13 protein-coding genes are annotated in these 12,992 nt (G+C 39.6%); all 13 read left to right on the top strand.

Features of this window, described 5'->3' with window-relative positions; translation table 11 throughout:
* The first annotated feature begins 58 nt into the window (after positions 1 to 58).
* Positions 59 to 1,432: a bifunctional UDP-N-acetylglucosamine diphosphorylase/glucosamine-1-phosphate N-acetyltransferase GlmU gene (glmU, locus tag EO113_RS02805; RefSeq protein ID WP_009372196.1), complete on the top strand. Its 1,374-nt coding sequence runs from the start codon at positions 59 to 61 to the stop codon at positions 1,430 to 1,432.
* A 115-nt stretch (positions 1,433 to 1,547) separates the two neighbouring features.
* On the top strand, positions 1,548 to 2,501 hold the full coding sequence (locus EO113_RS02800) for a ribose-phosphate pyrophosphokinase (protein ID WP_009372162.1): 954 nt from the start codon (positions 1,548 to 1,550) through the stop codon (positions 2,499 to 2,501).
* 1 nt (position 2,502) lies between these two features.
* Complete coding sequence (gene pth / locus EO113_RS02795; protein WP_127135501.1) at positions 2,503 to 3,081, top strand: aminoacyl-tRNA hydrolase; 579 nt, start codon at positions 2,503 to 2,505, stop codon at positions 3,079 to 3,081.
* Between the two features lie 258 nt (positions 3,082 to 3,339).
* A complete protein-coding gene (locus EO113_RS02790) occupies positions 3,340 to 3,528 on the top strand; it encodes a hypothetical protein (protein WP_009372189.1) in 189 nt (62 codons plus the stop codon).
* Positions 3,529 to 3,848: 320 nt separating this feature from the next.
* Positions 3,849 to 4,046 (top strand): hypothetical protein, encoded by a 198-nt coding sequence (locus EO113_RS02785; RefSeq protein ID WP_009372177.1) that lies wholly within the window; start codon positions 3,849 to 3,851, stop codon positions 4,044 to 4,046.
* A 264-nt stretch (positions 4,047 to 4,310) separates the two neighbouring features.
* Positions 4,311 to 5,807, top strand: a complete 1,497-nt coding sequence (locus EO113_RS02780; protein WP_126941108.1) for an aminotransferase class I/II-fold pyridoxal phosphate-dependent enzyme — start codon at positions 4,311 to 4,313, stop codon at positions 5,805 to 5,807.
* 46 nt (positions 5,808 to 5,853) lie between these two features.
* Complete coding sequence (locus EO113_RS02775) at positions 5,854 to 6,534, top strand: thymidylate kinase (protein WP_127135500.1); 681 nt, start codon at positions 5,854 to 5,856, stop codon at positions 6,532 to 6,534.
* A 223-nt stretch (positions 6,535 to 6,757) separates the two neighbouring features.
* Complete coding sequence (locus EO113_RS02770) at positions 6,758 to 7,801, top strand: hypothetical protein (RefSeq protein WP_127135499.1); 1,044 nt, start codon at positions 6,758 to 6,760, stop codon at positions 7,799 to 7,801.
* On the top strand, positions 7,801 to 8,646 hold the full coding sequence (locus EO113_RS02765; protein ID WP_009372216.1) for a stage 0 sporulation family protein: 846 nt from the start codon (positions 7,801 to 7,803) through the stop codon (positions 8,644 to 8,646). The genes EO113_RS02770 and EO113_RS02765 overlap by 1 nt, the downstream gene beginning before the upstream one ends.
* Positions 8,636 to 9,355: a tRNA1(Val) (adenine(37)-N6)-methyltransferase gene (locus EO113_RS02760; RefSeq protein WP_127135498.1), complete on the top strand. Its 720-nt coding sequence runs from the start codon at positions 8,636 to 8,638 to the stop codon at positions 9,353 to 9,355. Before EO113_RS02765 ends, EO113_RS02760 begins: the two co-directional genes overlap by 11 nt.
* Positions 9,348 to 10,214, top strand: coding sequence for a 16S rRNA (cytidine(1402)-2'-O)-methyltransferase (rsmI, locus tag EO113_RS02755; protein WP_127135497.1), 867 nt, complete (start codon positions 9,348 to 9,350; stop codon positions 10,212 to 10,214). The genes EO113_RS02760 and rsmI overlap by 8 nt, the downstream gene beginning before the upstream one ends.
* A complete protein-coding gene (gene metG / locus EO113_RS02750; RefSeq protein ID WP_062403240.1) occupies positions 10,207 to 12,156 on the top strand; it encodes a methionine--tRNA ligase in 1,950 nt (649 codons plus the stop codon). The genes rsmI and metG overlap by 8 nt, the downstream gene beginning before the upstream one ends.
* Positions 12,156 to 12,923: a TatD family hydrolase gene (locus EO113_RS02745; protein ID WP_062403237.1), complete on the top strand. Its 768-nt coding sequence runs from the start codon at positions 12,156 to 12,158 to the stop codon at positions 12,921 to 12,923. The genes metG and EO113_RS02745 overlap by 1 nt, the downstream gene beginning before the upstream one ends.
* The last annotated feature ends 69 nt before the right edge of the window (positions 12,924 to 12,992 follow it).

The following is a 12,992-nucleotide window of genomic DNA, read 5'->3' as shown; positions in this document are numbered from 1 at the left end:
ATATGGTATGCTAATTTATATATGATTATTACTATGTCAACAATAAAGGTGGATGCATATGAGTGAATTAGTTGGTTTGATTTTAGCGGCCGGTAAAGGAACGCGCATGAAATCTAAACTTCCGAAAGTATTGCACAAAGTAGCTGGTAAAGCTATGGTGGAACGTGTATTAGAAGCGGCTCAATCTATAGGGGCGAAGCGCAATGTGGTTATCGTCGGTTTTGGTGGCGATGATGTGAAAGCCTACTTAGGTGACCGTGCGGAATACGTCACACAATTAGAGCAAAAAGGCACAGGTCATGCGGTACAACAAGCAGAATCTGTATTGGGCAACCATGATGGTCTCATCTTGTTGTTGTGCGGTGATACACCATTGGTAACGCAAGAAACATTGGAACAATTGTTGGCGCACCACAAAGAAACAGGGGCGGCAGCCACAGTATTAACAGCCTACATGGACAACCCATATGGGTATGGCCGTATCATTCGTAATGATGCTAAGTCTGTAGAACGCATCGTAGAAGAAAAAGATGGCAAACTAGATGAATTAAAAGTGCACGAAGTAAACACAGGCATGTACATTTTTGACTCTAAAGAATTATGGCCTTGTTTAGAGCAACTTTCAGATGACAATGCACAAGGTGAGCTATACATTACAGACGTGGTGAGCATCCTTGTACGAGCTGGCAAAACGGTAAGTGCATATATGACTATGGATAGTGATGAGTCCTTAGGGGTAAACAGCCGTTTGCAGTTGGCACAAGCAGAGTTAATTTTGCGCAATCGCACCAACTTAGCGCTCATGGAAGCTGGCGTGACTCTAGTGGACCCTCATAGTACATATATTGCTCCAGAAGTGGTGGTTGGACCAGATACCATTATTTATCCGAATACAACGCTAGAAGGCAATACGGTGGTAGGAACGAATAATATATTGGGGCCAAATACACGCTTGTCCAACGTAACAGTAGGAGATAATAACCATATCCATGATTCCTATGCACATGATTGCGAAATCAAGAACGATACGGTGATTGGTCCATTTGTTCATTTGCGTCCAGATACAGTGTTGTCTGACAAAGTGAAAATTGGTAACTTTGTAGAAGTTAAAAATAGCGTGGTAGGGGTAGGTACCAAACTTCCTCACTTATCTTACATCGGTGATAGTGATGTAGGATCGAAGGTGAATATTGGTTGCGGAACTATCACGGTGAACTACGATGGTAAAAAGAAACATCGAACTATCATTGAGGATGGCGTATTTGTGGGTTGTAACTCTAATTTAGTAGCGCCTGTAACGATTGGTAGTGAAAGTTATGTGGCTGCAGGTTCCACTATAACGAAGAATGTGCCAAACCGTGGATTAGCATTCGGACGGGCTCGCCAAGTGGTCAAAGAGAACTGGGTAACAGATGATACTTTCAAGAAATAACAATGTGTAAAAAAAATGATAAAATAGTTTACACAAAATTGAGAAAATGAAGTACAATATACATAGAGCCTTTGTGCATCAAATTGTAAGTCAATTGTTTTAGAGGAGTAATGACATGACACTAGAAGATGGTAAACGACTCAAAATTTTTACAGGTAATGCAAATCCGGCATTAGCCAAAGAAATTTGTGATTATTTGGACCTTCCAATAGGAGAAGCCTTTGTAGGTCGCTTCAATAATGGTGAAGTACAAGTCATGATTGATGAAAGTGTACGTGGTAAAGACGTATTTATCGTACAACCAACTAGCTATCCTGTGAATGATAATGTAGTGGAGTTGTTCATCATGGCAGATGCTTTGAAACGTGCATCCGCGCGTCATATCACAGCCGTTGTACCATATTATGGATATGCTCGCCAAGATAGAAAAACTCGTGGTAGAGAACCAATTACAGCAAAATTAATGGCAGACTTATTACAAACTGCTGGTGTTACTCGCCTTGTAACTGTAGATCTTCATGCAGGTCAAATTCAAGGGTTCTTTGATGTGCCAGTAGACCATTTAATGGGGGCTTCCATTATTGCAAACTATATTAATGAAAAGAAAATGGAAGATGTCATCGTTGTATCTCCAGACCTTGGTGGTGTAACGCGTGCCCGCGATTTAGCGGACCGTATTGGTGCACCAATTGCAATTATCGAGAAAAAACGTCCACAACCAGGTGTTGCGAAAGTAATGAACTTAATTGGTGATGTACAAGGTAAAAACTGTATCATTATTGACGATATTGTAGATACAGCAGGATCGCTTGTAGAAGGGGCGAAAGCATTACAAGAATTTGGCGCTAAATCTGTAACCGCTTGTGTGACACATGCAGTATTAACAGATCCAGCTTGCGAACGTATTGCTAACTCCAACATTAAAGAGTTAATTGTAACAAATACAATTGATATTCCAGAAGAACGTCGATTACCTAATATTACAGTACTGTCCGTAGCTCCTTTATTGGGAGATGCGATTTTACGTATTTTCCGAGAAGAGTCTGTAAGCTCTTTGTTTGATAAATAAGATGAAGTTAATAGTTGGACTTGGAAATCCAGGTAGGGACTATGAGGGAACTCGTCATAATATCGGATTCATGGTAGTGGATGCTATTGCTGATGGCGTGAGTCATACACCATGGAGAGAAGATTATAAAGCGGAACTCTGTTCATGCACGATAGCGGGCGAAAAAGTATTGTTGGTAAAACCGCAAACATTTATGAACCTTAGTGGTGAGTCTGTAGGTCCTTTAATGCGATATTATAAGCTTACACCTGAGGATGTTTATGTCATATATGATGATATGGACTTACCAGTTGGGAAGCTTAGAATTCGACCAAATGGAAGTGCAGGTGGACACAATGGGATCAAGTCTATGATTAGTCATTTAGGAACGGATGGTTTTCCACATTTTCGTTTTGGTATTGGTCGACCTTTGCCGGAGTGGACCGTGGTAGATCATGTATTATCACGATTCCCAGAAGAACAACAGGATACAGTAAAGAAGGGTGTTAAGGCTATGATGAAAGCTGTTCTTGGTTGTGTAGAAGTAGGTATCGATAAAGGAATGAATCTATATAATCCTAAAAAAGGACGGCCTCGTTAAAAAAATCAGAAACAACCAAAATAGAGCACTTGCTCTATTTTGGCTTTTCTTTTGCATATACTGTGTATATGAAAGTGATTTTGATTAATCCTTGCATGACTTTTGAATTGATGAAGGAATTCAATCAAATAAATTCACTATATATGTTTTTTCATCTTGAAATTATGAAAATAAAAGTATATACTAAATCTAGAGCAGTATAATTAGTATTTAATGTGAATCGTCTTTATTTTTACTTATTGTGAGGGAGGCATTATCATGAAAGGTAATAATTGGGGCGGCAAGCGGGCTGGTGCAGGTCGCAAAAAATCCTTATTTGAACGTAAAGGACGTACATTTCGTTTGACTGATGCTGAATTTTTAGAAGTTAAACCATTAGTGGACGCAGTACGACGTCGTACTGAAGAAGCAATGTTGGCTACATTGGCATCTAAAAGTAGAAAATAATTGTATGTTCAATACTATCGGTTTTAATTAGCGTAAACGCTTTTGATTACAAGTTAGTATGGAAAATCGGCCCCTTTTGGGGGTCGATTTTTTTAATATATTTTATTCTATAGAATAAGCTTGACAATATCGAAAAAAATCGTTATAATATTACCTAACATAGCAATATAGGCTGATGCTAGTTAAGATATGTATGCAAATGGATGCTTATTGTAAACATTCTTATGACGGACTATTAGCTATGGTGGTTAAACCCGACCACGGAAGGATCCAATTTTGGAAATGAATTCAAATAATTACTACACAAATGGAGGTTAGCAATGAGCTTAATTAAAAGTTTATCCAACCGCTTGTCTGTGCTAGGATATAGTGGTTACGAAATTTCACAAATTATCAATAGTGCAACGGGCGGTCAAGACATCAATGCTTTGACTAGTCAAGATTTACACCAAGTGGCAAATACAATGGAACACTATGTGCAAGCAGGTTCCCAATACGTTGCGGAATATAGTAAATAATCAAAAACTGTTACAGTTTGTAAGAAATTACAAATTGTAACAGTTTTTTGTTTCTTAAAAAGCTAGAAGATAGTATATATAAAGTATATTACATATAAACTTTATAATCATGCAGTGTATAATATCCATATGTAATATGGTGGAAATCTACAATTAGATGGTGATAGAATACCTTGAATCGATGTACAGAGTAAGGTAGAATACTAAATAGAGTATGTAGATCTATAAATTTAATAATTTTGTAAAAGAATCAACAGTAAATATATGAAACAAAGGTTAAATCAAAATCGACTTCCTTTTGTGGAGTCTTTAGAACAATATAAAAAACAACATATGGTGCCTTTTCATACGCCTGGTCACAAGATTGGTAAGGGAGCTCCTGCATTACTCACAGAGTGGATGGGAAAGGCCTTACCCTATGATTTAGGCCTAATGTATGCTATCGATGATTATCATGAGCCAGAGCGTGAATTGCTAGAAGCACAACAACTGGCAGCACAGGCCTTTGGAGCCGATCATACATGGTTTTCTATTAATGGAACATCTGGTGCGATTCAAATGATGATTATGAGTGCAGTGAAAGAAGGAGAATCCATCATCATTCCTAGAGAGGCTCACTGTTCTGTTCATAACAGCTTAGTATTAAGTGGAGCTAAACCTATCTATATGAAAGGGCGCTTTCATCCGCGCTGGGGCATACCAGTAGGGGTCACAGCGGAGGAGGCCATCGCTACGATGGATGCACACCCAGAGGCAAAGGCTATATTGCTAGTACATCCTAATTATTATGGCGTGGGTATAGATATAAAACGAATTGCAGAGGTAGCTCATGAAAGACATATGCTAGTGTTAGTGGATGAAGCTCATGGACCACATCTTGTATCATCTTTAGGAATGCCAGTGCCAGCTTTAGCGAGTGGAGCAGACTTAGTCGCTCAAAGTACACATAAGTTATTAGGCTCCTTAACACAGACCTCGATGCTCCATGGCCAAGGGTCTCGTATTGATGTAGACCGTATTCAACGATTACAACAAATCTTGATGAGCACTAGTCCGAATTATATTTTCTTAGCATCTTTGGATATGGCGCGCCATCAATGGGTTACAGAGGGACAATCTCTCATGAAAGATACATTGGAGTTAGCTTGTACTTTGCGAAGGGCTCTGAATGAGATTCCTGGCATTGCTTCTCCTAGTGTTGAGGATATAGAAGGTGCTTTCAGTTTAGATGAAACTAAGATTATTATCGATGCAAAGAATCTTGGACTGACAGCACAAGAGTTAGAACGAGAGTTGCGAGCCCGTCATATTGAAGTGGAACTCATGAAAGCCTACCATGTCTTGTTATTGATTACCATAGGTGATACGGATACATCTATACAACAGGTCATAGATGCAGTGCAAGATATTTCGAATCTATATAGACATAGGATTGAGAGTATTACTAACTCTATTGATTCTTATGCAAGTACAGTAGAAACATTACCTACACCAATCGTGGTACTTTCACCGCGGCAAGCATTTTATACAGAGATGGAAGAAATCCCTTTACCACAAGCCCTAGGGCGAATTAGTGGGGAAACTATAACGTATTATCCACCGGGAATTCCTTGTCTAGGTGTAGGTGAGACTATAACGGAAGAAGTATTGGCATATATGAAACAGAAACAATGTGATGGGTATGTGCCGAATGGTGCTAGGGATCGCCAGTTGCAGACAATCCTCGTGTGTAAAGATAGAGAGATAGAGGTACGGTATTGATTGATAGAGTATACGAGAAGAATTGCGATATCATAAGGAGATACATATGGGACAATTAATTATTATTGAAGGCGGCGATGGCAGTGGTAAGGCCACGCAGACGGCAAAATTATTGGAACGACTAAAAGCAGAAGGATACCCAGTACGGTCTGTAAGTTTTCCTAATTACGATAGTCCAGCAGCAGAACCAATTAAAATGTACTTGCGAGGAGACTTTGGAAAAGAGGCGAACTCAGTGAATGCCTATGTGGCTAGTACGCTCTATGCCATAGACCGATTTGCGTCCTATCGCCAAGATTGGCAACGCTTTTACGAAGAAGGTGGCATCATTATTGCCGATCGGTATACTACATCGAATATGGTGCATCAAATGATAAAGTACACTGATAAAAAAGAACGAAATACGTTTTTACAATGGCTTGACCAATTAGAGTACGATTTATATGGGTTGCCAAGACCAGATGCGGTTATCTTATTGGATATGCCTTTGTCTTTGTCAAAATCCCTGTTAGCAGAACGCACAGGCAAAACAGGTGGCAATACGGGTGATATACATGAAAAGGATGCCTCTCATTTGACGGCGGCTCATGATGCTTATGATATGTTGGTGAATACCTATGATTGGCACCGTGTGCACTGCGAGAATGAAAGCAATCAGTTACGCACTATTGATGACATTCATGAGGAAGTGTATAGTATTGCAAAACAATATATATGTAAAGGCTAGTCCCTAGCTAATAAAATGTGTCGTACCTATTCACTAGTGTGAATAGTATAATCATGGATAGTCTGTTATGGTACGACACACGTTCAAAAAAAGGATATGATAGAAACACCACATGGAGTGCAAATATTTTGCTGAAACCATGAGGTGTTTCTTCTTTTATTCGTGTATTTATTGCCATAACATGCTATAATAAAGGGTAGTCTTATGAGGTAAAGGAGGATGTATGTCATTTTTTGAAACTGTACTTGGTCAACATCAAGTGAAAGAACAAATTACTACATTAATCCGAGATTCTGCTTTGCCACATAGCTTACTGCTCTACGGAGAAACAGGTTTAGAGTCGACATCCATGGCCATCGCCATTGGGTCCCTATTAGTAGGACGTCAGATTTTTTCTCCTGATGAAGGACGAACTTTTTTATCCACTATAGAGCAACAACGCATTGAGTCTGGTGAAAGTGAGAGCGCAGTCAAAGATAAAGGATTGCCAATCTATATTGATCAAGGTCAAGCCTTTTGGATTCGCCCTATGAAAACACAGCTCAGTGTGGAACAATGGTATACCTTATTAGAAAAGTATATCAATGTATCTAGTGATACACCGCGGGTGGTTATCGTAGAAGGCTTTCAGACAGCCAATACTGTCTTAGCGAATGCGATGTTAAAAACGATTGAAGAACCACCACGAAATATGCATTTTATCATTGTCACTACCAATATTGACAATGTACTACCCACCATCGTGTCACGATGTATGCTCATTGGTATGCAACCAGTGCCAGAAGAGGAATTGGTGCAAGCCTTAACTAAAGAAGGGTATACAGGAGATATTCGACGGGCTGTGCGAAGTGCTCGTGGAAATCCAACATTAGCTCGTCAGTGGGCGCAGGCTGGTGGTATTGAAAGTTTAGAAAAGGCTATGGAAGTACTAGAATGCGTAGTAGAAAGAAGTCATTTCTTTACTACCTTAGCTCTATCCTTTGAGGGGCTTTCAAAAGAAGTGGTACTCGATATATTGAGCTGGTTACGTGTGTTAGCAAGAGATATGTTAGCCTTGCGATATGGTACAGAGAGTGAAAAGATGATATTAAGTGAATATCAATTCCGCATGCAAATGATTTTACCACGATGGTCATCAAAATCTTTGCAACGAATTGTGCCCATTACATTAGAAGCAGAACAGGCGTTGCGCCTTAATGTGCGCTTAGGCCTTGTTATAGATGGAGTTATATTAGCCTTAAGGGAGGCTGTGAAGGAGGATATATAGTGGTTACTATAGTAGGAGTACGCTTTAAAAAAGCTGGCAAAATCTACTACTTTAGCCCAGGGTTTGTAACCCTTACGACAGGAGATGGTGTCATAGTAGAAACCTCTCGTGGTTTGGAATTTGGGGAAGTCGTAATTGGGCCACGGAAAGTATCGAAAGATAGCGTGGTGCAACCGCTGAAAGAAGTGACGCGTAAAGCCACGCCAAAAGATTTTAAACAAGTGGAGAAAAATAGAGAGCGAGAAGAAAAAGCTTTTGAGATTGGACTAGAAAAAATCGCTTATCGTGGATTGCCTATGAAATTAATCAATGTGGAATACACATTTGATATGAATAAAATTGTATTTTTCTTTACTGCAGAAGGTCGAATTGACTTCCGAGAATTAGTAAAAGATTTGGCCAATGTATTCCGTACGCGCATTGAATTGCGACAGGTTGGTGTGCGCGATGAAGCGAAAGTATTAAATGGAATTGGCGCTTGTGGACGTCCATTATGTTGTGCTAATTTCTTAGGCGATTTTGCGTCTGTATCTATTCGTATGGCGAAAGATCAAAATTTGAGCTTAAATCCAACAAAAATTTCTGGCATTTGTGGTCGCTTGATGTGTTGTTTGAACTATGAAAATGACTCCTACCTAAAAGGAGGAGACTTGTATTCGCAAAAAGTAAAACAACCAGCTCCTGTAGCAGAGCCACCTGGTATCGGTAAAGAAGTAGTCACCGATGAAGGGTTAGGAAAAGTTTTAAAAATCAATACTATGAAAAAGACAGTAAAAGTACAATTAGAAGCGGGACGAACTATCGACTTACATTGGTCGGAAGTGGCATTGCCGGATGAAGAGTAATATTACAATCACAGAATTATTACTAAGTGGGTTTCAGTTGTTTCAAGACGAAAAAGAGTTTAAGTTTTCTATTGATGCTATTTTGCTCGCTCATTTTGGAGAGGCAAAACCCAATAAGAACTATTTAGAATTAGGTACAGGTACAGGAGTGATTCCTCATGTATTGTATCATCGTGGAGCTCGTCATGTAATGGGGGTAGATTGTAATTCCTCTGTGATTGAGTTAGCTCAGAAAAGTGTTATTCATAATGATATTGCAGATGCTGTATCTATGGAGGACCTAGATTACATGACCGATGCTGGCAAACCGTATTATGGTCAGTTTGATGGTATCTACATGAATCCGCCCTATTTTGAATCGAATAGTGGACTTCTATCACAAGAAGAAAGTATAGCATTAGCCTTACATGAACAACAACACTCTATGAAAGATAGATTGTTACAAGCTCAACGGTATTTAAAATTTGGCGGCACACTGTGGATGATTTATACAACCCCACGGTTAGAATCCTTACTGAGTGCTATAGAACAGACTCAATTTAGGGTAAAACGAATGCGCTTTGTTCATGGTAACCAAGATAAAGTGAGCAAGTTAGTATTATTAGAATTAAAATATGGTGGAAAACTAGGCATGATGGTGGAACCACCTTTGTATATTTACGAAGTGGATGGTTCCTATTCAGATGAGGTACAAGCATATTATGAGTAGTCATAAAGGGACATTATTTTTAATTCCCACACCCATTGGGAACTTAGAAGATATGACCTATCGGGCTGTGCGTACATTACAAGAAGTAGATGTGGTAGCAGCGGAAGATACGCGTCATACAGGGGTATTATTACAACATTTTAATATTGCTAAGCCTATGATTTCCTATCATGAACACAATAAAGCGGAGAAGGGGGCTGACCTCATCCAGCGTTTATTGGATGGTCAATCCATCGGTTTAGTCAGTGATGCGGGGATGCCTGCTATTTCTGATCCGGGTGAAGATTTGGTGAAAGAGGCTATCGATGTGGGGATACCCATTGTTCCTTTACCAGGTGCGAATGCAGGTTTAACGGGGCTTATCGCATCGGGGCAAAACACGAAGGAATTTCACTTCATAGGGTTTCTGCCGAAACGAAAGCAGAATGTAAAAGAGGTGTTATCACGGATTGCTACCTACGAAGGAACGCTGATTTTCTATGAAGCTCCCCATCGTATAGAAGAAACTATCCAAAACTTATATGAAGGGCTGGGGAATCGTCCTATCACAGTAGGTCGTGAACTGACGAAAAAGTTTGAAACTTTCACACGAACTACCTTGCTAGCGTTACGAAATGATTTCAGCCAAATCGTAGAAAAAGGGGAGTTTGTCCTCTTGGTGGGTGGCAAGGAGACTGTGACAGATGAAACGAAGGTGGAGAAAGTCGTGCTTTCCCCACTAGAGGCAGCCTTAGCCTTAATCGAAGAAGGGGTGCCAAAAAAAGAGGCAGCCCGTCAAATTGCAAAAGAACGTGGTCTTTCACGACGCGATATATATAATGAAATTGAATGGTATAGTAAGGAGAGAACAGATGACTAAGAAGCCGTATTATATTACGACACCAATTTATTATCCAAGTGCGAAATTACATATTGGGCATACATACTGTACGTCCATTGCTGATACAATTGCTCGTTTCAAACGCAGAGCTGGCTATGATGTGCGTTTCTTAACGGGATCCGATGAGCATGGACAAAAAATCCAACGTATGGCGGAATCGATGGGCATTACTCCTTTAGAGTACACGACGCAAATTGTTGATGGATTTAAACATTTGTGGGAAAAATTGAATATTTCTCATGATGATTTTATTAGAACTACCGATGAAAGACATATCAAATATTGCCAACATTTATTCCAAAAAGCATTCGATAATGGAGATATTTACAAATCTTCATACGAAGGTTTATACTGCGTACCATGCGAAACATTCTGGCCAGAATCTAAATTAGGTCCAGAAAAAACATGTCCTGATTGCGGTCGTCCATTAGAAGTAGTACAAGAAGAGAGTTATTTCTTCCGCATGAATAAATACGCTGATCAATGGTTCAAATTTATAGAAGAGAATCCTGATTTTATTCAACCAGAATCTCGTCGTAATGAGATGATTCAATTCGTGAAACAAGGCCTAGAAGATTTGGCAGTATCTCGTACTAGCTTTAACTGGGGCATTCCAGTACCATTTGATGAAAAACATGTTATGTACGTATGGTTTGATGCGTTGATTAACTATATTTCTGCTTTAAACCCATTGGATGAAAACAGTGATTTATTTGAAACGTACTGGCCTGCAGACTTGCACCTAGTAGGGAAAGAAATCGTTCGTTTCCATACGATCATTTGGCCGATTATGCTCATGAGTCTTGGCTTGCCATTGCCGAAAAAAGTATATGGTCATGGCTGGCTTGTAGTAGATGGTACAAAAATGAGTAAATCCTTAGGCAATGTGATCGACCCAATTCCATTGATTGATACTTACGGTTCTGATGCGTTGCGCTATTTCTTGGTGAATGAAGTGCATTTGGGCAATGACGGTAATTTTAGCTTGCCTAACTTTATTACGAAAATCAATGCAGACTTGTCCAATGACCTAGGCAACTTGTTGAATCGTACCGTAGCGATGATTGAAAAATATCATGGTGGTATTATTACAAAACATGCGCCAACAGAAGATGTTGACAAGGATTTAATTGCTTTAGCTGAGCAAACAGTAAAAGACTACGAACAATTGATGGAAGATATGCAGTACAACAAAGCCTTTAAAGCTGTGTGGGCTTTCATTGGTCGTACGAATAAATATATTGATGAAACGATGCCTTGGGTACTCGCAAAAGGGGCTAACGAAGGCGATGCAGAGCGCTTAGAAGCTGTGATGTATCATTTGGCAGAATCCTTGCGTATTATCGCTGTCTTAGTGGATCCAGTGATTCCAACAGGGGCTCCTAAAATTTGGGAACAACTTGGTTTACAAGGGTTTGCACAAGCTATGCTAGATGATGTGCGCACATTTGGTGCACTTCCAACAGGTACAAAAGTAGTAAAAGGAGATCCAATCTACCCACGTTTTGAAATTCCTGAAATGGTAGAAGTAGTTCCAGGAACTGCAGAAGAATCCACTGAGGAAGTGGTAGATACTAGCAATATTCCACCGATTAAAGAGGCCATCGAATATGATGATTTTGCAAAATTAGATTTACGGGTAGCGAAAGTATTGACTTGCGAAGCTGTAAAAAAATCTAAAAAATTGTTGTTGTTTACCTTAGATTTAGGTATTGAAACACGCACCGTAGTGAGTGGTATCTCTCAATTCTACAAACCAGAAGACTTAATTGGTAAAAAAGTGATTTATTTGGCAAACTTAGCGCCGAAAAAAATCATGGGCCATATGTCAGAAGGTATGATTTTATCCGCTTCTAATGAAGAGGATCAATTAGAAGTAACGAATATTGAATCCTTAACTCCAGGAAGTGTGGTGAGATAATGCGATTGTTTGATACACATGCGCATATCAATGATGAACGATTTGATAATGATCGGGAACAGATGATTCAAGACTGTTTTGACCAAGGCGTAGAGTATATTATGTGCCCTGCTGTGGATCGTCAAACAGCAGAGTCTGCCATTGCTTTGGCTGAACAGTATGACCGTGTCTATGCAGCGGTAGGTGTGCATCCACATGAATCTAAAGATGCCACAGAAGAAGACTATGCATGGTTTAAACAAATGGCGTCCCATCCTAAAGTAAAAGCCATTGGCGAAATCGGTTTAGACTATTACTATGATTTTTCCGATAGAGATGTGCAAGCAGAGTCTTTCAAACGCCAATTAGCCATTGCGAGAGAAGTGGATTTACCGATTATTATCCATGATCGTGATGCGCACGGGGCTATTCGAGATATGCTAATAGAACATGGGAAAGGCAATTATGGGGTCTTCCATTGTTTTTCTACCAGTTTAGAAATGGCAAAAGAATTTATTAAAATGGGCTATTATATTTCCTTTGCCGGACCTGTAGTATTCCCTAAATCTACGAATCTAAAAGAAGTAGCGAAGCACATTCCATTGGACCGTTTGCTCATCGAAACAGATTCCCCCTATTTGACGCCACCTCCATTTAGAGGGCGTCGCAATGATCCATCTAAAACACAATTTGTGGCTCAAGAAATTGCACAATTGCGTGGTATGGATGTAGAAGAACTAGCTGCTATTGCCTTAGAGAATGGTAAGCGTTGTTTTGGTATTGAGTAATATAGAATGAGAAAGGCACTTTCACAGTAGCATATACGGAAAGTGCCTTTCTGTGTACATAGGAGACCT

The sequence above is a fragment of the Veillonella sp. 3913 genome, assembly GCF_003992235.1.
In the GTDB taxonomy this organism is placed as follows: Bacteria; Bacillota; Negativicutes; order Veillonellales; family Veillonellaceae; genus F0422.
This window is presented reverse-complemented; position numbering and strand designations above follow the sequence as displayed.

Coding starts and splice junctions, on each gene's coding strand:
- glmU (WP_009372196.1), top strand. CDS start 59: ATGAGTGAATTAGTTGGTTTGATTTTAGCGGCCGGTAAAGGAACGCGC.
- EO113_RS02800 (WP_009372162.1), top strand. CDS start 1,548: ATGACACTAGAAGATGGTAAACGACTCAAAATTTTTACAGGTAATGCA.
- pth (WP_127135501.1), top strand. CDS start 2,503: ATGAAGTTAATAGTTGGACTTGGAAATCCAGGTAGGGACTATGAGGGA.
- EO113_RS02790 (WP_009372189.1), top strand. CDS start 3,340: ATGAAAGGTAATAATTGGGGCGGCAAGCGGGCTGGTGCAGGTCGCAAA.
- EO113_RS02785 (WP_009372177.1), top strand. CDS start 3,849: ATGAGCTTAATTAAAAGTTTATCCAACCGCTTGTCTGTGCTAGGATAT.
- EO113_RS02780 (WP_126941108.1), top strand. CDS start 4,311: ATGAAACAAAGGTTAAATCAAAATCGACTTCCTTTTGTGGAGTCTTTA.
- EO113_RS02775 (WP_127135500.1), top strand. CDS start 5,854: ATGGGACAATTAATTATTATTGAAGGCGGCGATGGCAGTGGTAAGGCC.
- EO113_RS02770 (WP_127135499.1), top strand. CDS start 6,758: ATGTCATTTTTTGAAACTGTACTTGGTCAACATCAAGTGAAAGAACAA.
- EO113_RS02760 (WP_127135498.1), top strand. CDS start 8,636: ATGAAGAGTAATATTACAATCACAGAATTATTACTAAGTGGGTTTCAG.
- rsmI (WP_127135497.1), top strand. CDS start 9,348: ATGAGTAGTCATAAAGGGACATTATTTTTAATTCCCACACCCATTGGG.
- metG (WP_062403240.1), top strand. CDS start 10,207: ATGACTAAGAAGCCGTATTATATTACGACACCAATTTATTATCCAAGT.
- EO113_RS02745 (WP_062403237.1), top strand. CDS start 12,156: ATGCGATTGTTTGATACACATGCGCATATCAATGATGAACGATTTGAT.